The 21,893-nt window shown below is 57.1% G+C and carries 21 protein-coding genes; 9 read left to right on the top strand and 12 right to left on the bottom strand.

The features are described 5' to 3' along the window. Positions 1-374 precede the first annotated feature (374 nt). The gene (locus FHT75_RS32825) at positions 375-2,105 is read right to left on the bottom strand and encodes a lysozyme (RefSeq protein ID WP_210299156.1); all 1,731 of its coding nucleotides are present in this window, start codon (positions 2,103-2,105) and stop codon (positions 375-377) included. Between the two features lie 86 nt (positions 2,106-2,191). Next, the gene (locus FHT75_RS32820; protein WP_048338572.1) at positions 2,192-4,846 is read right to left on the bottom strand and encodes a patatin-like phospholipase family protein; all 2,655 of its coding nucleotides are present in this window, start codon (positions 4,844-4,846) and stop codon (positions 2,192-2,194) included. A 241-nt stretch (positions 4,847-5,087) separates the two neighbouring features. Here FHT75_RS32820 and FHT75_RS36565 point away from each other — a divergent pair, with 241 nt between their 5' ends. The 5 genes from FHT75_RS36565 (at position 5,088) to FHT75_RS32795 (ending at position 9,081) form a co-directional block, all read left to right on the top strand. Then, positions 5,088-5,279 (top strand): transposase, encoded by a 192-nt coding sequence (locus FHT75_RS36565; RefSeq protein ID WP_080759953.1) that lies wholly within the window; start codon positions 5,088-5,090, stop codon positions 5,277-5,279. A 279-nt stretch (positions 5,280-5,558) separates the two neighbouring features. Further along, the gene (gene tnpA / locus FHT75_RS32810) at positions 5,559-5,948 is read left to right on the top strand and encodes an IS66-like element accessory protein TnpA (protein WP_183845537.1); all 390 of its coding nucleotides are present in this window, start codon (positions 5,559-5,561) and stop codon (positions 5,946-5,948) included. Further along, the gene (tnpB, locus tag FHT75_RS32805) at positions 5,945-6,298 is read left to right on the top strand and encodes an IS66 family insertion sequence element accessory protein TnpB (protein WP_027684257.1); all 354 of its coding nucleotides are present in this window, start codon (positions 5,945-5,947) and stop codon (positions 6,296-6,298) included. The genes tnpA (FHT75_RS32810) and tnpB (FHT75_RS32805) overlap by 4 nt, the downstream gene beginning before the upstream one ends. Positions 6,299-6,368: 70 nt before the next feature. After that, positions 6,369-7,925 (top strand): IS66 family transposase, encoded by a 1,557-nt coding sequence (tnpC, locus tag FHT75_RS32800; RefSeq protein ID WP_183845536.1) that lies wholly within the window; start codon positions 6,369-6,371, stop codon positions 7,923-7,925. Between the two features lie 319 nt (positions 7,926-8,244). After that, positions 8,245-9,081, top strand: a complete 837-nt coding sequence (locus FHT75_RS32795) for a hypothetical protein (protein ID WP_245277431.1) — start codon at positions 8,245-8,247, stop codon at positions 9,079-9,081. A 17-nt stretch (positions 9,082-9,098) separates the two neighbouring features. Here FHT75_RS32795 and FHT75_RS32790 read toward each other — a convergent pair whose 3' ends face one another. The 5 genes from FHT75_RS32790 to FHT75_RS32770 form a co-directional block, all read right to left on the bottom strand. Continuing rightward, a complete protein-coding gene (locus FHT75_RS32790) occupies positions 9,099-9,986 on the bottom strand; it encodes a hypothetical protein (RefSeq protein ID WP_183845534.1) in 888 nt (295 codons plus the stop codon). A gap of 159 nt (positions 9,987-10,145) precedes the next feature. Then, positions 10,146-10,412, bottom strand: coding sequence for a DUF982 domain-containing protein (locus FHT75_RS32785; protein ID WP_183845533.1), 267 nt, complete (start codon positions 10,410-10,412; stop codon positions 10,146-10,148). 184 nt (positions 10,413-10,596) lie between these two features. Continuing rightward, positions 10,597-11,094, bottom strand: a complete 498-nt coding sequence (locus FHT75_RS32780) for a hypothetical protein (protein ID WP_048338569.1) — start codon at positions 11,092-11,094, stop codon at positions 10,597-10,599. A gap of 1 nt (position 11,095) precedes the next feature. Beyond that, positions 11,096-11,968, bottom strand: coding sequence for a PGN_0703 family putative restriction endonuclease (locus FHT75_RS32775; RefSeq protein ID WP_183845532.1), 873 nt, complete (start codon positions 11,966-11,968; stop codon positions 11,096-11,098). A 90-nt stretch (positions 11,969-12,058) separates the two neighbouring features. Next, entirely contained in the window at positions 12,059-12,784 is a 726-nt protein-coding gene (locus FHT75_RS32770) for a DUF2726 domain-containing protein (RefSeq protein WP_048338567.1), read from the bottom strand. Positions 12,785-13,277: 493 nt separating this feature from the next. On the opposite strand from FHT75_RS32770, the gene FHT75_RS32765 reads away from it, so the two are divergent. The 3 genes from FHT75_RS32765 (at position 13,278) to FHT75_RS32755 (ending at position 15,994) form a co-directional block, all read left to right on the top strand. After that, entirely contained in the window at positions 13,278-13,952 is a 675-nt protein-coding gene (locus FHT75_RS32765) for a transcriptional regulator (RefSeq protein ID WP_183845531.1), read from the top strand. Positions 13,953-14,081: 129 nt separating this feature from the next. Further along, positions 14,082-14,636 carry a hypothetical protein gene (locus FHT75_RS32760; protein ID WP_183845530.1) on the top strand — a complete coding sequence of 185 codons (555 nt, stop codon included), beginning with the start codon at positions 14,082-14,084 and terminating at the stop codon, positions 14,634-14,636. A 176-nt stretch (positions 14,637-14,812) separates the two neighbouring features. Continuing rightward, complete coding sequence (locus tag FHT75_RS32755) at positions 14,813-15,994, top strand: Fic family protein (RefSeq protein WP_183845529.1); 1,182 nt, start codon at positions 14,813-14,815, stop codon at positions 15,992-15,994. A 254-nt stretch (positions 15,995-16,248) separates the two neighbouring features. Here FHT75_RS32755 and FHT75_RS32750 read toward each other — a convergent pair whose 3' ends face one another. From FHT75_RS32750 to FHT75_RS32730, 5 genes are all read right to left on the bottom strand, one after another. Beyond that, complete coding sequence (locus FHT75_RS32750) at positions 16,249-16,725, bottom strand: hypothetical protein (protein ID WP_183845528.1); 477 nt, start codon at positions 16,723-16,725, stop codon at positions 16,249-16,251. Between the two features lie 93 nt (positions 16,726-16,818). Then, the gene (gene tnpC, locus FHT75_RS32745) at positions 16,819-18,354 is read right to left on the bottom strand and encodes an IS66 family transposase (RefSeq protein WP_183845527.1); all 1,536 of its coding nucleotides are present in this window, start codon (positions 18,352-18,354) and stop codon (positions 16,819-16,821) included. A gap of 68 nt (positions 18,355-18,422) precedes the next feature. Next, positions 18,423-18,776, bottom strand: a complete 354-nt coding sequence (gene tnpB, locus FHT75_RS32740) for an IS66 family insertion sequence element accessory protein TnpB (RefSeq protein WP_183845526.1) — start codon at positions 18,774-18,776, stop codon at positions 18,423-18,425. Continuing rightward, positions 18,773-19,147, bottom strand: a complete 375-nt coding sequence (tnpA, locus tag FHT75_RS32735) for an IS66-like element accessory protein TnpA (RefSeq protein ID WP_246713009.1) — start codon at positions 19,145-19,147, stop codon at positions 18,773-18,775. The genes tnpB (FHT75_RS32740) and tnpA (FHT75_RS32735) overlap by 4 nt, the downstream gene beginning before the upstream one ends. A gap of 54 nt (positions 19,148-19,201) precedes the next feature. Continuing rightward, positions 19,202-20,380: an integrase core domain-containing protein gene (locus FHT75_RS32730; RefSeq protein WP_409527382.1), complete on the bottom strand. Its 1,179-nt coding sequence runs from the start codon at positions 20,378-20,380 to the stop codon at positions 19,202-19,204. Between the two features lie 232 nt (positions 20,381-20,612). Here FHT75_RS32730 and FHT75_RS32725 point away from each other — a divergent pair, with 232 nt between their 5' ends. Continuing rightward, positions 20,613-21,686, top strand: coding sequence for a PAS domain S-box protein (locus tag FHT75_RS32725; protein WP_183851516.1), 1,074 nt, complete (start codon positions 20,613-20,615; stop codon positions 21,684-21,686). Positions 21,687-21,893: the final 207 nt, after the last annotated feature.

Here is a 21,893-nt window from a genome sequence, read left to right as displayed (position 1 = left end):
CGACGGCGCCTGCCACCATGAGGCTGGCGTCCGCGATTTCATTAGCCCCTTCAGAACAACTCGAACGTCTCCGGCAGATCGGCTTGGATCAAAATTGTGCTGAAAGCGCCATGCCACAGCTCATTGAGCCTGCCTCGCCTTTAAGGGCTCCCTCTACTCGTCACAGGGAGCGTATGCACATCCGTCGGGTAAGGAGTGAGGATATGGAATTGTTCCCCTCGGATTGGAAGCATCTCGCGCTCCGCAGCGGGTCGTCAATTAGCCAGTTCCCGCGAGTTCATATTGCCAATCGCATGGCTTTGGCGTGCACAAACATGTCAAACTTCCAGTTATTTGCTCCCTCAAGCTTAGAGCTCGTGTTAGCGCTGGTTCAATCACGTGGTGGAAGCGGTCGGCGTTCCATCGCGAATTGTGCGAACCCATTTCTCGATCTTTCCCATCGTCCCCCAACCCGTAATCGCAGCAAAGATCGGGAATGCCGCCGTCACCAATTCGCGTCCCAACCCTGCTTCTGGTGGCGTGCCCGCAGCGGCGGCCGTGTTTGCAACGCCATCAAGCAGGGGTCCCGCAACCGCAGCAACTGGTGCCAACTGCGGAAAGAAGATCGGCAGGATTGTGGTCGCGAGCATCCCAATGATACCAAGCGCCGTTTTTCGGCCATCAAGCGCGTGACCGATCCCTTTGCCGAACGCACCGTTGACTGGTGTTAGTTTCGGGTCACTCTTTGAGACGAGCGGGTCGGGTTCCTTGCCGTTTAGTACCTCGCCGTTGATCACTGCGGTGTCGGCTGTAAGTATGCGAAGGATTTCTTGCAGACCGATCAAATCGGACCTAGACGCAGTCGTGCGACCGCGTTGCATGGCTATAAGCGTCAGGAGTTCCTTAAGGGATTGGGCAGCATCGACTTCTGGCTGCGGGGCTGCAGGGGTGTTTGTTTGCGAAATAATGGACACGACTTTCTCCTCCTGTGGCACATCTTGCTGATCCACAAGCAAGTAATAAAAGGTTTCCTGGCTATGTTTCTTCAACAGTCCATCCACCAGCGTCTTGAACTCGTTCCATTGATGCGGCGGAATGGTTTGGCAGCCGAGGCTGGATGTGGTCGTGATGCCGCCACGGTGAAGATTGATCCAGAACCTGCTGGCGGCCGTGTCTGTGTCCTCGCCGGTCTCATCTCGAATGACAGTACAGTTGCTGTCCTGTCGAAAGGCAGGATAGGGGCCATCCTTGCGCGAGAACCCGTGGGGGCCGGGTCGGAATCGGACGGCTTGACGCGTTTTTAATTTGGCTACCCCGCGGGCGAAACGGGCCGGGTCGGTATTGGCGTTGAAGTTGTGAACACCTTCAGGCTCAACGACAAAGACGGCGTCGTCATAGACGCCACGATCGTTGGCTCCTTCCTTGCCCATGGTGTTGAGATAATAACCACGGACGGCCACCACTGCGACCGCATCGTCAAGTCCATCTTCGGGTAAGAGGTCGCGAAATTTATTAAGTACGGACCTTGTGACTCCAGCTGACTGTTTAGGACGGTGCAGCGGGAGTAGCTGGGACATCGGATTGGCTAGCAGCTCCTCGGTGGTTTGCTCTTCTTCCGAGTTAATTGCGCTTCCGAGAAGCGCCTCGATCTGGTCTGCGGTGAACACTTCGTCCTGACCACCTTTGCTTTCCAGCACGCGCACTTTAGGATCGCCGTAATCCCCCCTCGAGAACACCGCCGTCTCGCGTTCGCGGCGATTAATCAGGCCTTCGAGTACCTTTCCCTTGCTCTTGTTCCAAATTGCGAATTCAGCTGCCGCACCGCTAATATTTCCCGCGTTAAGCTTACGCGTTAGCGTGGCCTTCGACACGGCGCCGGTATTGAAGTGCCAGGAGACCAGGGCATCAAACTGATGCTGCGAGAGCAGTGTTCTGACGGCATTTTCAACTTCCCGCTCTGTTTTAATGAGGTCGTTTCGGAAGATATTGACGGCCTCTGCAAGGGAGATCGTCAGGCCGGATCGTGGGATTGGTGCTCCGGCAGCGGCAGTGTGTCCCGCACCGATCGTCATCGTGCCGGTACCGTCGTTGTAGGTCGTTAAGACGATTGCTTCTTCAGCAAGCATCGCGCAAATGCCGCGTAAACTGGTCCTCACTTCAACCCCCTAGTTTGACCTGCTTCGACAAAAGAAATCGCACCCGGAGGCGAGCGTTACCGCGCGACGGCACGCCGAGCTCCCAGCTTCCCAATCAGTTCATGCAACAGTTGTTGTTGGTTCATCGACCCGTAGGTTGCGTCCGGCTCCGATTTTACCGACGCGTCGTTGGTGCCCGTCTGCCCGCTCATGAAAATCGCGTTGACCGTATGGAAACCGAGCGCTCGGTAAGCTTCCATTTGTTCCTCGGAGAAGAATTGATCGCTTGTTGCCTCGTGCGGGAAGTCCGGGTAACGTCGTTCGTAGTCCAAGACATAGTCCGGCTCGGTACCCGTCACGGCAGCCTTCACGTAAAGAAGAATGCCCTGATCTCCGCCTTCATAGGTGATGCAGCCAATCGCAAACTGAGGCTGCGCAGCAGAAGAGGCGGGACGCGGTCCAGATCGGTTGGATAGTCGTTCGAGCGTTGCGTTTTGCAAAGGGCGCCAATCAAGCGATACGAGCACCCCTTCGTCAATCCGTGCAAACCGTTGGACATCAGCGAAGGCGCCGAAATTCATTCCGGGATCGGCTTCGGAATCGATGACAATTATGAATTTGCATCGACGCTTCAGCAGTTGGTAGAGGCCTATATTGTCTATATGGCCGCCATCGGTGACATAGATGCGTGAGCTGTCAGAGCGAAGCCTGCCAAACGCCTCGGCAAAGAGATAGAGCCGGAACAGATCTTCCCAGTGGCGGTCCTGAGCTCTCGGCCTCGAAGGGTTGGGCAGCCAAAACCCCAGCCGGAGATTTAGAAGAGCCAGGGTTGGTCCGAACAATCCTATACCGATCCTTCCCATGCTCGACGACACCGCCGCACCTGAGATCGCAGCTGCAGCCGCCAGGTCCAACTCTGGTTCCTGCGAGCAGATCCATTTTGGATTGGCATAGAGCGTCGATTCGCTACCGATCGCGTGCTTGGAAAAGATAAAAAACTCTGCGTTTCGTCCGCGTTTTGCTGGATCCGGTAGGCGGCTAGATGTGGTCTGATCCGGGGTGGCACGCGTATTAATATTCTGAGATACCGTTTCCTGTTTCGGCAATCTGACGTTTAAAGTGCCGTTGACGAGCAGATAGGGCGCGGTGTCGGACAACGAATGAAGGAGAAGCGGTTTTCCAGAACCGTCTGCAAGTCGGAAAGCGACGCGAAGCCGATCCCTGTAGAGCCTGTGCAACCCATTCGCGTTTTCGGTGAACGCGGCCGAAACGACTGTCACGGCTAATGTTAGAGCTAGATAGTTGCAGAGGACGATCCAGTCTCCAACGTCTTTCCCGGGGCCTGCTCTCGTCGCGATAGCGGCGACCGGAAGCACTAGCAACCAGATTCCAACCAAGATCAAAACCTTAGGATTGAAGTGGCCGTGCAAAATCGCAGACAACGTCTCCCACGGACGGCTCTTCGCGTTTTTGCTCGCGATCTGGCTTCCGAGAAGGAAGAGTATTGAAAGGCCGGTTAGCGTGATCGAGAAGGTCCAGTCTTTCGCAACGAGGACGTCGGGCCCATGGCGATAGGAGGTGCCATCCTTGATCCCCCACATGACGATCATCACAAAGACACCGTAGATCAACAGGGGCAGTATAAATGCCGCGCCGTAAAGAAAAGATTTGGCCAAGAGAGATTGCAGGCGGGCCGCAATCGACGGAACGCTTAAAGCTCGCTGGATCCACACGATAAACTTTCCCTGAAACATTGCGCTCACGCCGACGATTGACGCAGCAATAGTCGCGAGACTCGTCAAGCCTTGGGTGTTCGTGCCAGGCTTGTTCATCTGCTCAGTTAGAACCGCTATGACTACTGGTTGCAATTCCATGGCAGCTGCGAAGACAAAGGTAACGATCAGCCACCGACCAACGTTTGCCCCCCATCCGTCATGTTCGAGAGACGCAGTGCCGTTCCGGCGCCGACGGCCTGCGCTTTCAATATAGGATCGGTAGAGTGCCCAGCCGATCAGCCAAGCGCCGAGACAGATAGCTGTCGCTATTGTGAAGAGGAATGGACTCCTGATCGCAGGCTCTACGCCAGCCCACCAAAACGAGCTCGTCCTCCAATCGGGGCGGAGGACAAGGTTTGCCATATCGAGTAAGATACTGTGATTAAGTTCTTCGCTTGTCGGATTGCTCAGGATCAAGATGGTGGCAGAAGGAAACAAAAAAGCGAGAAGCAGCAGGAGATTGACGGCCCACCCCCGCATTATTATTGCAACGGATGTGACAATATCCAGAAAGCCCCGGGGCGCCAGGAAACGGCTATAATCACGAAGATGACTTACCGCTTCGCAATCCCGGATATCTCCTGCGGAGGCGCGGGAAAACGGGAATTCACATTCTCCCGCATTCGGCTCATCTAGCTTCTCTCGGCCCGCATACATTCCAGCGATCATGCTGGTGCCCACGTATCCGCCGCCGGATACGGTTGACAGGTAGTCGATGCGGTTGATCAAGTTCCAGGCGTGCAGCGCCTGCAAGGCGCCTAAGCAATAGGACGCTGAGCGTACTCCGCCTCCAGAGAGAGTAACGCCGAACAGGTCGGAAGGGGAGCCTCCCGGGGTTTCAAGGGGGACATCGATCTTAGCGGTACGGCGACGAATCCGTATTGATTCATGCTCGAGTTCGAGCACCGACTCGAAATTGTGGAGCCGGATCTCGTCCTCTGTTCCCTTGACCGTCATCGCGGTCTATCCTTGTCTGGAGTGTCAAGTAGTAAGCAACTGAATTTGCATGTAAAGACGGAGCATAGCGAGAGGCTATGCTTGCAGTGGTGCGCAATTTCTAAGTTAAGCGAGTTTAAAATACCCGTTCTCACCTTAAATGGCAAGTAGCTTATGTGGACTTTAAGTTGAGATTTGCATGTAACCGCTGTCTCGCTCCCACGTTGCCTTGTCCTCCTAGTCTGTGACCGGCTTTCCGTGGATGAGCAGCGGGACTTGCTCCATGGAGATTACATTGGAGGTTCCTACAATCAGGAAGTCTGTAGGCGAGGTTCGCCGGCATTGGCCAGACGAGATCAAAGCGCAAATCGTTTCGAAGAGCATTCGGACCGGCGCAACAATGAAGGGGGTTGCAGAGTGGCACGGCTTGAAGGCAAACCACCTTCCGACCTAGCGCGGCAGGGCAAGTTGGTACTGCCGGCACCCGATGCGATAAGCTTCACAGCGGTAGTCGTCAATCCTCCTGTTCCGATGCCGACGGGGGAAAATCAGTCGCCCGGAGATCACCATCGGTTTCGTTCCGCCTGTCCGTGGCGGAGTTATCGGCCGATATCGCTCAACGCACCGCTCGCATAACATGAGGTAATTTGTAACCGGTGTTCTGCTCCCACGTTGCCGGATGTCGCCTGGTCTGTGATCGACTTTCCATGGAAGAGCAACAAGGAGTTTCTCCATGGATACTACATTGGAGGTTCTCACGACGCGGCGGGGCCGACGTGAGGCCCATCGCCAATGGCCGGACGAGGTCAAGGCGCGGATCGTCTCGGAGAGCTTGCGTTCGGGCGTGACGGTGAACGAAGTCGCCGAGCGCCATGGCATTAAGGCCAATCACCTGTCGTCCTGGCGAACACTGGCGCGGCAGGGCAAGCTGGTTTTGCCTGAGCCTGAGGATGCAGTCGAATTCGCGGCCATGGTTGTCGAGACGACCGCACCTGAACCGCCAACCCCCAAGCAGACCTCCCGCACCGAGATTGTCATCGGTCCGGTCACTATCCGTCTTGAGGAAGGCGCGTCTACCGCCCGGATCGCTGCCATCGCGCGTGCCTTGGCGGCGACGACATGATCTTTCCGTCGAACCGCGTGCGGATCATGGTGGCGACCAAACCAGTCGACTTCCGCAAGGGTCATGACGGATTGGCGGCGCTGGTGAAGAACGAACTGCACAGGGACCCGTTCACCGGAACCGTCTTCGTGTTCCGCTCTCGCAAAGCCGACCGGTTGAAGCTGATCTACTGGGATGGAAGCGGTATCGTGCTGGCCTACAAGCGCTTGGAAGAGCACAGCTTCACCTGGCCCGGCATCAAGGATGGGCTGATGACGCTTACCCACGCCCAGTTCGAAGCCTTGTTTGCGGGTCTCGATTGGCGACGAGTTCGTGCCGTCGAGACGAGAGCGCCGGAGGCCATCGAATAGCCTGCGGCACGATGACTCAGCCCATCAGTTTCCGAACGCAAAAGCGGCTTGGTATTGGTAGGCTCCGGTCATGTTGGATGCCGCCGATCTTCCCGATGATGTTGCCGCCTTGAAGGCAATGCTGGTTGCGGCCCGACTAAGCGAAGCGGATAAGGTTGTCCAAATCGCTCGCAAGGACGAGCGGATCGAACGGCTTGAGAAGCTGGTCGCCGCATTCAAACAGGCCGCCTTCGGGCGCAAATCCGAGAAGATCGATCCAGACCAATTCGACCTGGCCTTGGAAGACCTGGAGACGGCCATGGCTGCCATCCATGCCGAGGATGAGGCCGACGTTCCTGCCGGAAACAGGATTACCAAGCCACGCGCGCTCAACCGCGGCTCCCTTCCAACGCATCTGCCTCGTATTGAAGAGGTAATCGAGCCGGAGAGCCTGGTTTGTATCTGCGGCGGATGTCTCCACCGCATTGGCGAGGATGTCTCCGAGCGGTTGGACGTGGTTCCAGCGCAGTTCCGCGTCATTGTCACCCGCCGCCCCAAATATGGGTGCCGTGCCTGCACTGATGGCGTCGTCCAGGCCCCGGCTCCAGCATGGCTTATCCAGGCAGGCCTGCCGACGGAAGCAACCGTCGCCCATGTGCTGGTCTCCAAATATGCCGATCACCTTCCGCTTTATCGACAGGCCCAGATCATGAGCCGCCAGGGCGTCGATCTCGACCGCTCTACTCTTGCCGATTGGGTCGGCAGGGCAGCGTTCGAGTTGCGTCCCGTCTTCGATGCGCTGATTGCCGACCTGAAGCGCTCGACCAAGTTGTTCATGGACGAGACCTGTGCTCCGGTACTTGATCCCGGCTCGCGCAAGACCAAGACCGGATACTTTTGGGCGCTGGCGCGGGATGATCGTCCTTGGAACGGAGGCGCTCCCCCAGGTGTCGCCTTCACCTATGCTCCGGGTCGGGGTGGGCTCCATGCCGAACGAATATTGCAGGGCTTCTCCGGTATCCTGCAAGTCGACGGCTATGCCGGATACAACAGGCTGATCACACCAGACCGCGTTGGCCCGGACATTCGGCTTGCCTATTGTTGGGCACATGCCCGTCGCAGGCTGGTGGATATCGCCCGCAACGGAGCAGCACCGATTGCCGAGGACGGCATCAAACGGATCGGTGAACTCTATCGGATCGAATCCGAATTGCGCGGCCTTGATCCGCAGGCTCGCCTTGATGGACGGCAGGAACGTTCAGCGCTGCTGATCGCCGACATGCAGGCCTGGCTTGTCCATCATCGTGCCCGTGTCGCGATCAAATCTCCGCTAGGCGAAGCGTTGGCCTACATCGCCAAATACTGGGATGGCCTAAGGCTCTTCCTGAGCGACGGCCGCATCGAGATCGACAACAACAGCGTCGAGCGGACCATACGGCCGATAGCCTTGAACAGGAAGAATTCTCTCTTCGCCGGGCACGATGCTGGAGCGGAGAACTGGGCGACCATTGCCTCGCTGGTCGAGACCTGCAAACTAAATGCGGTCGATCCGCTGGCCTATCTGACCGCCACGCTCACCGCCATCGTCAACGGTCATAAGCAGAGCCAGATCGAGAGTCTTCTGCCATGGAATTGCCTATCGAGATGACTCGTCGTCGCCGGCCGCCCATTACCCTAGTATGAAGGGTCTGAACAATCTGCGATAGGCGCGTCGATGGAGCTGACTATAGCTATCTCATTGGCCCGATTGGTTTCGAAGGAGATTGTTGACCAACATCCATCGCACAACGCCAAAATCCATGACGCGCTGCCGACGACATGCAATAGTTGCATCATCCCGGCAATGTGGCGAGAAGCGAATGAGTACGAACGGACCGAACGACGATTGGCCAAGAGCTGTCATCGAATTCCTGAGGGAAAGTCTGCCGGTGGACAGTCGATCACCGCTGAGATGGTCCGATAGCAGCATGACAGCTTATCAGTTGGGGTGTGATGCGTTGGTGGCGTTGGGACAGGCAGAGCGCTTCGGGCCAGGCGCGCTGGCGAAGGACCGGCCAAAACTGCCCGAAGTTCTACCGCGCTGGGATGACATATGCGTGACTGTCCTGGGACTGGCGGATGTAACGTTCTTGCATCCGGGAGCGCCCACGCCACCGGAGAGCTATCAACCAATTCGGACGGCTACATACACGAATGTCGCTGCCTACAAGACGGCAGACGCGGCACGGGCTAGGACGGACATTTTACCGCTGCTCGCCATCCTCGGTCTCACGGAGAACGGGCGATGGACAGAAGCTTCAGAGACGATCCACTGGCGAGGTGCGGACGGCTGGAAGCCCTCAAACCTTGAAGACGTTCGCTTTGTGGAAGCAGTTAAAATTGCCTGCGAGACAATGCCTGATGACATCGAGGACGAAATGGACCGCCTCGTGACGATTACCGACGATGATGTCGAAAAGAGTGCGACACGTCGTATCCGCAATTTCACAGACACGAACTATGCCAACGCCAGGCGACGAGGGCAGGACGTCGCGCCTCCCGAGATTGTCCCGTCGGAGATTGAGCTGGCGCGCGCGCGCGCTAGCGTCGAGCAAAACCGGTGTGGCCAACTTGACTGGCTATTCTATCGGCGCTGGCGGCTATCCGACGGCTGGCTCTCGGATGAAGCGACCCAGCGCGCGTTCGAAATATTCCACGATCCGCTTGCGGAGAATATGAGACGCGCCGTCATCAGCGAGCGGTACGAAGGCCTCGTCATGGCCGAACTGGGCTGGAAGCCACCGGCCAAAACGTTAGCCTCATAACTCTCGGCAACGATCTGTTACCCTTGCGTCCCTCCACGCGCGCCCAGCCGCAGGCAAGACCTACCCGGCGCACCGGCTTTTTTTGATTTGAGCGTAAGCTGTAAAATCGACATAGACCGACAATTGCCAATCAAGCCTGATCCGGAAGGTGCGGTCAGAACACCGCTTACGGTAATTTCGATACCTGCTTCGATGTATCCGGCGAAAGACACAGTGCCCCACCAGTTCAAACTGTAGAACGGCGGGGCCAGTTCGAAGCCGAGTGCTTCAAGCAGCTTGAAATCCCACGCGATGGTAACAAGCTCCCATACCAAGCTTGTCAATGAGCTCACGTCAAGGAGCCCCGCAGCAGCAAGATTGCTGACCGCAATGCAACTTGCTTCGGCCATTGCGGATCCGCCGATGAGCACGCCCCTGGCAATGCCCGCGGCACATAGCATCGGCCAAAGAAAAAACCCTACGATAGAACCGATTGCCTGCCCGATACTAAGAGGGCCTTCCGCCGAAAGGTAAAGCCATTCGATGGGAAAGATAAAGGAAAGCAGCCAGATAAAACCACGAAAAAGCGGGGTAGCGATGATACCCATGGCAAGAAATACCGGCGCCCCAAAAGCCACCACTCTCTTCATACGCGCCCGATACGATTTGCCGGTTAAGATCGCAGTAAGGTATAGAAGCTCAACCAGGACGCCTGCGAAAATGCAAAATCCGGCGATTGACCACCGCCTCCAGGATGTTTCTGGAAGTGCATTGATGAACAGATAGGCGTTCCAGGCCGAAGACAGGAGAGCCCACATCAACGCCGGAACAACAAAGACGACCCAGAACGGGTAAACGAGCACGGTCATTAGCAGTAGACCGTCTGGTCCATCCCCGCCACTGTCAGATGGGTTGTGATGAGCCACTTCGTCCTCCCGCCCTCATTGTAAGCGTGTCACACGTTGCAATGGCGTCAAGAGGCGGCGCGCAAGATTTCGCTGCAACCGACCGGGATCACTGCGTCTTGAACTGCGGAGACAGGTGGACAGAACAGGCCGCTGATGTTTGCGCGTCCTCAATAATTCTCATTGGTGAACAACGGTTAGCGCAGCGATACCCGCCTCATCGGCCGCACGAAGAAACGCTTCCCGAAATTGTTCCGGCTCAATCTGACCGCTGATCGCATCAACGCAGGCCTTCACCGCGCTAACGTATTCCTCACCGTCATCGGAAGGCCAGTCCTTGATCAGAATATACGCTGCGTCGCCGAGGGTGCGCACGACCTTACGGGCTGGCTCACTGCGTAGGGCGAGCCCGACAGGCGTGAATGTCGACGATGTGTTCCAGTTCATTGCCCTTGGCCCCCTCAAGGCAGGGATGCTGTGATCCCAAGCGGACTATACGCCTGCATTCTAAAATTCTGAATTAATGATCGTTGGCTGCTACGTCGTGCGGCCACAGTCTGCCGCACGAGAGGAGAGGGCGCTCGACGACCTGTGGGGTAGGCCGCCACTAGCACGATCACGCATGAAGTCGTCATTGGCCTCTGGGCAGATCGCTCCACCTTATCCGCAACAAAGGTTTAGTCGTTTTGCGAAGCTTCGAGCGGTCAACCATCCGCGATGAGACTTCAAAGTCGGCGTTGATCTTCACGACGAGGAGCTTGTTGAAGTTGCCCGACATCTTGACGTACACCTCGTCATTGGAATTGAATGGCGCAATGGTTTTGATCTCAACGTGGTCGTTGCCAAGCCGACCGTCGGCACCCTGTGCATAGTTCTTGTTCAGCTTTATTCCGTAGGTGATGGCGCCAAACAGTTCACCAATGACGCCGTACACATCAAGATGACGACCTGTCTCGCGGTGGTAGCTTTCGGCCAGTGCCAAGAGCTCCTGAAAATACGGGATCAGATGTCTGATCGCGTTGGGATATTTGGCACGCCACTCGTGATACCGGAGCTGTTCTTCCACTTCGGACCAGGAAACCCACTCGCCGTCGTCATAGAAGGCTCGATGCCAGATATCAGCATCCATTTCAAACCTCTTGGAAGCCGGGTTTTCGCGACGCTGCCCGTGCGATCTTGTGATCTATCCATGCAGAAAGACTGTTCCAGAGCGCTCGGTCCCGGCCGACGTGGCAGGCGATTGCAATGATCTGCTGGTGGGATATAGGCGTGATCGCTCGTTGGCCGGCGAGACTAGGATCCATCAGGCCCCGTTTCACTTTCCGCGCCGTTGGAAAATTTGGATGATCAGCAAAGGCTGCTAGGGCAGCCGCTTGAAGATTGCGGTGCTTGCCTATCGCAGCCGCCGACACGGCGTTGCGCATCCACTGATAGGCGTCTCCCTTAAAAGGGCAGGGCGTATGGTCGGCACCTGGATCGAGCTCGAAGATCTTTGGGGTGTATTCCCAGTAGCCGATGCTCTTGCCTGTCAGAGCGCACCGCGACCGCACACCATTGCCCGGGTTGATTTGGTCTTCGTAGTTTCCGTTGCATTGGCGTTCGCCCGAGCGAGAAACAGCCGTTTGGCTGCATTGGCCTCCGGGTTCGGTGAACTTGCACTCGATGACGAGTGCTGCCGCGGAGCCAACGGCAAGTGCATGGACTTGCGTGGGCCTGGGTTCTCCCAGAAGCCGATCGGTATCAATCCACTCGAGTGTTACTGTCCACGTGCCACCCGGTGCCACTCCCACACGCTCGGCGATGGCGTCGAAAATGCGGTCGCGATCTTTGCTCATCTTCAGGGCGCCGAACACATCGATTGCGATGGCTTGCGACGAATGCGCCTTGTAAGCCCGAATTTGATTGCTTCGATCACGATGCCAGGGGAACTTGCTCCAGTCCTCGATCGCTCCGTGACTGGCCGGAAACAGATTTTCCCGAACTACCTGGAAGTCGGAGATCATCTCGGGTGCGACTCCATTCCATCAAGGCACGGCGATCTATTTCTCCACTCAGAGAGGCTCGAGCGTGCAGTCATGCGTGATGAGATCGCTTTAAGTGACACTCGGCTTGTCCACCAGCTTCTCGACCAATCGCTTGAGTTCCGACGGCGTCGTTTGGCCAGCCACCACTTCATAATAGCCAATCCCGGCACGTCGCAGCGCCTCCTTCTTGACCGCGTCACGCGCGGCCGCGGTGCCTTGGTGATGCGCGCCGCCCTGGTATTCGATGACGTGCCGCGGTTGGCAGTTACCGTCGACGAGGAGAAGGTCGACACGTTTGGAGTTGATGCAACTGTAGGCGTCCGGGTCGGCACTTCGCAGGATCTCGCCCAATGAAACCTGAGCCATCACCTGCCAGGAGGAATTGCAGCCGATCACGACGCTGTCGAGCTCCCGAAACACTCGGGCTTCGCTCTTGTTCAGCAGTGGTTGAATCGTGAAATTTGAGCGCATCACGATACGCAGTTGATCCGTGACGTCGGCTGGTCGCAACTGCTCAGCAGCTGACGTCTGAAGCCAGGGTCCCCGTACGATGCGCTCGTTCCAGCGCCGTTGCTCCGAGCGTGATCTGCTTCTCTCCCGCCGCGCCTGTTTGCTCATCCTGTTTAGCGACTGCTCGACGACCATGCCGGCGATAAGGCCGACAAACAGTGTGGCGACTAACAGTTCCGGCTTTTCGAAGTCTGCAATGGTTATACCGCCCGAAGCGCCGACTGCGGCGGCTCCGATAATCAGCCAAGGTGCTGCGAACAGCACCGACCTCTGGCGATAGTGCATGCCCCTCTCCAGATTTCTCGCCAAGATAGTATGATGCTTTCACGGCGCGGGGAAAGTTATCCAAAAGAATGAGGTTTCACACGCCGCAACCTTCCACCCGATGGATCGGTTTCCTGTTTCCGAGGGATGTTTCTAGCGACTAGCCGACTTCCGCTTCAGCCAGGATTCCTTCATCGCTGGCACAGCGAAAACTTTAGAGTCTGTCCCAGGCCTGTTGCCATGGTGTTCACGCTCTGGGCTAAAAAGATCGCATAATGGATCGTCGGGAACCTGTGGGAAAGTCTCGGGACGAACTACTGGTCGTCGTTTCCTTTCAAGAACACTGAGCGCAAAGACCGCCCTCAGCTCCCATCCGATTGGCCACAAATTCTGCTCCCGGAATGGTGCGGTGAGCGGAATAACGGTGGGTGTAGACTGGTAGTCCGGTAGGCGCTATTCGTGATGTACCAGCATATCATCAAACCCTTCCGCGGATTTTCCAAGGCCTCTTATATTGAAAAAAGTGCAACGCAGCTTTGCCGCCGAGTACAAGACCGGCAGGCGAAATCTCGATACCAAGTCAAACTCGATCTGGGGCAACGTGGATCTAAAGTCCGCCGCTAGAGACCTGGAGGAAGAGGCAATGACGTTTCTGTCGGGCAGCTCTCAGAATGGCAAATCCGACAATGAAATGTCTTTACCAAAAGTAGATCAGCCCGAGTCGTTGTTGACACCGCCTCCCTGGCCGTCGACAACTGCGTCAGATACACAGGAGATAAGCATGGCCGACGAGACTGATACGGCATTGAGTGCCGATGTGCCGACCGTTGTCGAAACGCCCATTGCGCCGAAGAAACAGCGCAAACCGCGCGCCAAGAAAGCCGCGGCGCTCGAGACCGCGTCAGCTGACGCAACGGCAGAGCCGACAACTGCTCTGTCCGGCACTGGTGGTGTGAAGAGGAGAGGGCGCAAGACAAAGGTTGTCGAAGCTGCTGCGAGTGCCAAACGGGCACCTGTGCGCCGTGCTAGAAAGTCTGTGCAGACAGCGCCGGCCGCGCCGGTGACGGCGATCGATGAGATGGCAGACCTTTTGCAGTTGGAAGAGGAAAATCAACGACTGCGCAAGCTTCTGGCTGAGAAACTTCGCGCTGAAAATGCCGATTTGCGCAAACGGCTCAAGCTCGATTGATTTAAGCAGCCGGTCAACCGCCGGCCGCATTTCTATGCTTATCGAGACATACAGTTTGGCGGCGACGGATGCTGTTGCCGGAACTCAAACTCACTGCCTGCTTGCGGGATAAAGCGCGAGGTCGGATAGATGGCGTCTCCCTGGAAACTTCTTGCCCGACTGATCTCACCGGGACGCGGACAAAAGAGAGAAAACGGCTCGAGCGAGAAGGTTACGCCGGACGCGTTGGCTATTGCCGCTCCGACTGAAACGCTTGACGAGGAGAGCTTGATTAGCGCTGCTCGACCGGCAAGTGAGGAGCTACCTCGTCACGGGCATGCCGCTGCAATCTCCGCAGTGCCTGTGCATTCCGAAGAAGCCGAAAACGATGTCCGCGACAAGGTCGACGGCGAAGTCGCCAAAATAGTGGAGGTCGCTAATCCGGCTATATCCGGTGGTATTGGTATCGACGTCACCGCTGCACATGATACCCCTGGGATCAAGCGAACTGTCGAGGTCGCACCGCGCAAGCAAAGGAGCCGCGGCAAGGAAGCGGTGGCGATAGCGAACGATGGCAAGATCATACACACTGCAAACGAGATGAGCCTCGATGACGAGATCAAGGTGCTGAGGGATCAGTTGGCCAGAAAGCTGAAGCTGCAAAACGCGCAGTTGAGAAAAATGCTAGACCGGTTTGAACGCTGAACGTGGCGCGCTGCCTGTCCATTTAACCCCGGATCGATTGCAAGCCTTCGCCGGTTCAGATCCCGTCAAGGCGGTCGAACGTGGCGAGGCTTATTTAAGAGCGCTTACCTTAGCTTTCTCCTTATTTAAATAAAGCCACGCTTGCTTAAATAGCGGCCGAAACCCATACTCGCGTCATGTCTGATTCCGAACCCAATCAGCGGCGCGGCCGCTTTGTCGAAACATCAGTTGCCGGCGAAACAGTGCGGGCGTTCATACCACCTGCGTTGCCGCCGCTACCTGCCATTGACGTGCTTTCACTCTTGGAACGCCTTAGCTTGGCAGAGCGAGCTCTCGGACGGCTAGATGGCATCACGATGCTGCTTCCTCGTCAGGAACTCTTCCTTTATATGTATGTCAGGAAGGAGGCTGTTCTATCTTCGCAAATCGAAGGGACGCAGTCGACACTGTCCGATCTCCTGCGTTTTGAGACCGAAGCCCAGGCAGGACAGCCCATCGACGATATTCGCGAAGTTTCTAATTACGTCGATGCCATGATGTATGGTTTGGAGCGACTAGAAGCGCTGCCGATGTCGCTGCGTTTGATCCGCGAAATGCATGCGCGATTGCTGCACAGTGGGCGTGGTGGCACCAAAAATCCGGGAGAATTCCGGCGTTCGCAAAATTGGATTGGCGGGACGCGGCCTGGCAACGCCCTCTTCGTCCCACCGCCTGTCACGGAAATGGACGCCTGCCTGGATGCCCTTGAGCATTTCATGCATGAAGATCGGTCGAGACTACCGGCACTAATTAAGGCTGGCCTTCTCCACGTCCAATTCGAGACGATTCATCCATTCTTAGATGGCAACGGGCGAATCGGTCGCCTCCTTGTCACGTTGTATCTTTGCACGAACGGGGTTCTGCGTAAGCCGCTGCTCTACCTGAGCCTCTATCTGAAGGCCCATCGGACGGAATATTATCGACTGCTTCAGGAGGTTCGCGAACAAGGCAATTGGGAAGCCTGGCTCGACTTCTTCCTCTCTGGCGTTGCCGATACCGCCAACCAGGCGTTTCACGCGGCGACCCAGATCGTCGACGTATTTAAGGAAGACCGCGAGCGCATCACATCCGAAAGCGACCGAGCGGGCTCGGCACTTCGGATCCACGACCTATTTCAGCAAAATCCGTTTATGACGGCCAATCAGCTCGTTCAACAGACAGGCCTTTCCGCGCCCACCGTCAATGCGGCACTTACAGACCTGGAGCGTTTCGGTGTAGTTGAGGAGGTCACTGGCCGCAAGCGAGGTCGCGTTTTTAGCTACCGGCGGTATCTCGCGATCCTTAGCGAAGGCACTGATCCTTTGCCCCCAACCGCGTGAACATACCAATAATCTATGGGTCGACGGTTCGAACCCCTTCAAGGCGAAGGCATTTTGCCAGGTCCGTTCTGGACACATGGGTTACGGTTTATTCCTGAGACATAGGTAACACTTTTGGACCGAAAGGGTTCGGCAAAGGTTCAAGCGTAAGCGTTGCTCCGGTCGCACCTTGGCGAAGATGGTTTTACAGTGTCGAGGGCGGGAGCCATGATGAGGACGGCAACTATGCGCCCAAAAGCGGTCGCCAGCCTATGTTACTTACGCAGCATGTGAAGACCGAATTTAGCGATTTCCGCTTCCAACACATCTAGTTGCTCGCGAGTATCCGCGATAATTACATCGGTGCGGTCAAAATTTCCGAGGATGCGCACCCCATATCCCTCAAGATATATATCCATGAACAGAGCCTCGCGCAGACTACGCCGCAGTATTCGTTGAAATTCGGAGCTAGCGGAATTTATGGACCGAAGCACTCCTGGACGGTTCACGATGGCGCCGGCGTTTCCGAGATGATTATAGAGCGCGAGAAATTTTCTTTCCCCCGCTAAATAATCCTGAAGTTGATTGGCCTTAAAGGCATTTCTATAGGTGAACAAATTCGTCGCCATACACTCCGCCTCCGTCAACCAGTGGTCGAAAACTGAGACAAAAGCAAAAGGTACGCCCAGACTGGCAATCTCTTGGTCGCCAATATCGGGAAAGTGGTACTGGTGCGGAATAGTGACGGTCATAACGCTGCTCAGATAAGGTGGTTCAGAGCTACTTCCATCAGGGGCAAACAGTCAATCATCCGCATTGGGGCGATAGAAGCCTTTGAGCATATATTACCCTGCCGGGCAATTCCACGGCAGAAGTTCTCCTATTCGGCTCTGCTTGTGGCCATTGACGATGGTGGTGAGCGTGCTGGTTAAATACGCAAGGGGGTCGACGGAATTGAGCTTACAGGTCTCGATCAGCGAGGCGATGATCGCCCAGTTCTCCGCTCCCGCGTCATGCCCGGCGAAGAGCGCGTTCTTGCGATTGAGGGCAATTGGCCTAATGGTTCGCTCGACGGAATTGTTGTCGATCTCGATGCGGCCATCAGTCAGGAAAACACAAAGCCCATCCCAGTATTTGGCGACATAGGCGAGCGCTTCTCCGAGCGGCGACTTGCCAGCGACGTGGGCACGATGATGGGTGAGCCATGTCCGCATGTCTGCGATCAACGGCGCTGACCGTGCCTGCCTCCCAGCGAGGCGAGCGTCGGCGTCGAGACCGCGTAGTTCTGCTTCGATGCGATAGAGTTCGCCGATCCGCTTCACGCCGTCCTCGGCAATCGGTGCCGAACCGGTGCGTGTGATCTCGACCAGTTTGCGCCGTGCATGCGCCCAGCAATAGGCCAGCCGGATGTCGGGACCCCCACGATCCGGCGCAATCAGCCGATTGTATCCGGCGTAGCCGTCGACCTGAAGCACGCCCGTAAACCCTTGCAGTATCCGTTCGGCATGCTGCCCGCCACGCCCTGGAGCATAGGTGAAGGCTACACCGGGTGGAGCACCCCCGCCCCACGGTCGGTCATCACGGGCCAGCGCCCAGAAGTATCCGGTCTTGGTTTTGCGGAGACCGGGATCGAGCACCGGCGCACGAGTCTCGTCCATGAACAGCTTGGTCGAGTGCTTCAAATCGGCGATCAAAGCGTCGAAAACCGGACGAAGTTCGAATGCTGCCCGGCCGACCCAGTCGGCGAGCGTGGAGCGGTCGAGATCGATACCCTGGCGGCCCATTATCTGAGCCTGCCGGTAGAGCGGCAGATGATCCGCGTATTTGGACACCAGCACATGCGCGATGGTCGCCTCGGTCGGCAATCCTGCATGGATCAGTCGTGCAGGCGCTGGAGCCTGGGCAACGCCGTCGGTGCAAGAACGGCAGGCATATTTGGGGCGACGGGTGACAACGACGCGAAATTGCGCCGGGATCACATCGAGCCGCTCGGAAACGTCCTCGCCGATGCGATGCAGGCCGCCGCCACAGGGGCAGATCAGGCTTTTCGGCTCGATGATCTCCTCGACACGAGGAAGGTGGGCGGGAAGAGAGCCGCGATTGGCGGCGCGTGGTTTGGGGCGCGGTTTACCCGAAAGGCTATCGGCCTCGTCTTCGGCATGGACGGCCGCAATGGCCGTTTCCAGGTCCTCCAGTGCGAGATCGAATTGCTCGGGATCGGCCTTCTCGGACTTGCGGCCGAAGGCAGCCTGCTTGAAAGCGGCGACCAGCTTCTCCAGTCGCTCGATCCGGTCATCCTTGCGAACTTCGCGGGCTTGCGCCGCGATCAGCATGGCCTTCAGGGCAGCAATATCGTCTGGAAGATCGGCGGCATCCAACATGCCCGAAGTCTATCAAACCCCGTCACGCTTGGCCGGAAGAATCCGCTGCCCGAGTCATCGTGCCGCATCTATTCGATGGCATCCGGCGGTCTCGCCTCTACGGAACGAACCCGACGCCAGTCGAGGCCTGCAAACAGCGCTTCGAACTGCGCGTGGCCCAAGGTCATCAAGCCATCCCTGACGCCCGGCCAGGTGAACGTGTGTTCTTCCAGCCGCTTGTAGGCCATCACCAGACCGCTGTCATCCCAGTAGATCAACTTCAGCCGGTCTGCTTTCCGCGACCGGAATACGAAGACCGTCCCCGTAAATGGGTCCTTGTGCAACTCGTTCTTGACCAACGCCGCCAATCCATCATGGCCCTTGCGGAAGTCGACGGGCTTGGTCGCCACCATGACCCGGACGCGGTTCGATGGAAAGATCATGAAGAAACCGAGCAGGCACGCGCGACAGCGGCGATCCGGGCGACAGACGCCCCTTCTTCCAGACGGATAGTGACGGAGCCAACGACGATCTCGGGACGGCTGGCTTTTTTGATCGGCGGCTCCGAGACGGGTGGATCAACAATCACGGCTGCGAACTCGACCGCATCCTCGGGTGCAGGCAGAACCAGCTTGCCCTGCCGGGCCATCGTCCGCCAAGTGGACAGGTGGTTCGGCTTCAGACCATGTCGCTCTGCGACTTCATTCACCAACGCTCCGGGTCGAAGACTTTCCGAAACGATCTGCGCCTTGATCTCGTCCGGCCAATGCCGATGCGCCTCACGTCCAGACTTCCTGGTCGTGAGAACCTCCAATGTAGTCTCCATGGAGAAACTCCCTTCGCTCGTCCATGGAAAGCCGATCACAGATCAGGCAAGCCGAGACAACGTGGGGGTAGGACATCGGTTACGTTCAAGCCTGCATGTCTCATCATCGAAGTATCCCAGATCGTAATCCATAAAGCTTGTAAGCCAGATATGGTCTTCGACCTGTTTGATGCCGACGGCCTGACCGGCGAAGACCAGACTGAGATTGATCTTCTTCCGCTTGTAGCAGATGCGTCCGCATTTTGTGACGGTGACTGTCTGGTCGTGGAACGGGTAGTCGAGATCGGGTAGGCCGCGATAGACGCGCGGTGAAGCGTCGTAGCATTCTGCCGGGCAGGCCATGTTGAGCGCCTGGTGGGGCCGCTCGGTGTTGAACTCCTCGACGAAGTCGTCGAAGCGGGCTTGCTGCTGCAGGAAATTGTCTCCGGCCGGCTTGGTTGTCTCAAGTTTCAGTGTCAGATGCATGCGCTCGTGGCGGCCGTTCTGCTGCGGATGGCCGGGCTTGATGCGCTCGATGTCGATACCGAGCCTAAGCCACCAGACGGCGAGCCGAGACAGATTGAACAGTCCGTTGGGGCTGGCGAAAGGCACTCCGTTGTCGGTTCTGATCGCCTTGGGCAGGCCGAACTCCTTGAAGACGCGTTCGAAAACGGTGAAGGCGTAGACCTCCTTGGTCGTGTGCAACGCTTCGCAGGCCAAAAGATAGCGGCTGGCGAAGTCGGTGATCGTCAAGGGGTAGCAATAGCGCTTATCGGCAAGCATGAACTCGCCTTTGTAATCGGCGCACCACAGGTCGTTGGGCAGTCCTGGATTGGAGAGTGCTGTTCCTTCAGCCCTGTTGCGCCGTCGCCTACCGTGCTTGACCAGGCCGTTGCGGTCGAGGACGGCATGCACGGTTGAGATCGCCGGCGTGTGAACATCCGGATATAGCCGCGCCAGCCGCTCCCTGATCTTTGGTGCGCCCCAGTTGGGCTTGTCCTGCTTGGTCCGCACAATCAGCTTCTCGATTTGGAAAGGAAGCTGATTGGCGTGCCGGTAAGGCCGTCGCGATCGATCTGTCAGTCCTTGCAGACCGCTGTCGTTATAGCGGCTGATGATTTTGTGACCCGTCTTGCGGGAGATGCCGAATTCGCGGCACAGCGCCGCTATCTTCTCGCCATCCAGTATCCGCGCAACGAATTTGAGACGCTCGTCCATGCGGTTGCACTCCTGCCAAGGCACCTTCGCTCTCCTCGAAAAGGCAAAAAGTGTAACCCATGTCTCCGGTATGAACTGTCACCCCTCTCTCGGGAAGGACACCAGCGATCTCGCGTTCGGAAGGCGTCATGCGGATTTGCGACCCCTATTATCATTCTGACTGTTGCTGGTGATGTTTAGCGAATATGGTCAGCGCTGCATTAGCGGCCTCGGCCGTCTCGATTTCGTGAAACATGCATTGACTGACGGGGCGTAAATGTCGATTTCCGATAACCAGCAGCACGAGGACCAGGCCCAGCTCCGTTTACGACAGCTGGAGGCGGACATAGAAGCTGCGCAGCACGGACATAATGCTGCAGCTTTTCTTGCGGCGATTGTCGAATCCTCCGACGATGCGATCGTCAGCAAGAGCCTCAGCGGAGTCATCACGACCTGGAACAAGGGCGCTGAGCGTCTTTTCGGTTATACGGCAGACGAGGCTATCGGCAACCCGATCACGATCGTCATTCCACCCGATCGCCTGAACGAGGAGCCTGCCATTCTCGCCCGCATTCAGGCCGGCGAGCGCGTTGATCACTTCGAGACGATACGACGACGTAAAGATGGTAGCCTGATCGACATTTCTCTCACCATCTCGCCTATTCGGGACGGCACCGGAAAGATCATCGGCGCATCGAAGATCGCCCGCGACATATCAGAGCGTAAGCGCGCCGCCGAGCGTCAGGAACTTCTGCTGCGCGAGATGCATCACCGGGTAAAAAACCTGTTTGCCATTACCGGCAGCATCATCACCCTTGCAGGAAGGACGGCAAAGACGACTGCTGATCTAGCCGCGGGAATGAAGGACAGGTTGATGGCCCTCTCGAGGGCGCATGAGATGACATTGCCGAGTTTAAATGGTGAGACCGCGACCGGCGCTCCGGAGACCACCCTCTTTCAGCTTCTGTCGAATATCCTCGCGCCTTATGAGCGGGACGGTGCCAATCGTTGGCAGCTGATCGGAGATGACATCGACATCAGCGGCACCAAAATTACAAACTTCGCGCTGCTCTTCCATGAATTCGCAACCAATGCCGCGAAATATGGTGCGCTGTCCATCGAGGAGGGGAAGCTGGAGATAGCAGCGACGATGAAGGGTGAGATCGTGGAGATCGTGTGGCTTGAGAGCAGCGGTCCTCCGCAGGCTGCATTGGAGCGACGTTCGATCGGTTTTGGAAGCCGGCTTGAGCAGATAATAAGTCAGAGTCTCGGGGTCGATATCGCGCGCGACTGGATGCCGAACGGAGTCTCGATCCGACTGTTCGTCCCCCGCGGCGCCATCAGCGACTAAAACGAGGCAGGGCAGCCAGTCTCGTGTCAAAACCGGCCGGTTCGAGTTGCAGGATGTTGGCGCCAATCGACGCGTCGGTGGTCCGTTCGAGCCGATCTCTCAGGATCATCACATGGAGCTCCATCGAAATCGCGACCGACCTCGAGCGCCAACAGGTGACCGCCGACCGCTTCGAAGGAAGCGCTGCCGGCGGTGGCGTGCAGATGC

The sequence above is a fragment of the Rhizobium sp. BK112 genome (assembly GCF_014193215.1).
Classification (GTDB): Bacteria; Pseudomonadota; Alphaproteobacteria; order Rhizobiales; family Rhizobiaceae; genus Rhizobium; species Rhizobium anhuiense.
The sequence above is the reverse complement of the archived record's forward strand: the minus strand, read 5'-3'. Positions and strand labels throughout refer to the sequence as shown.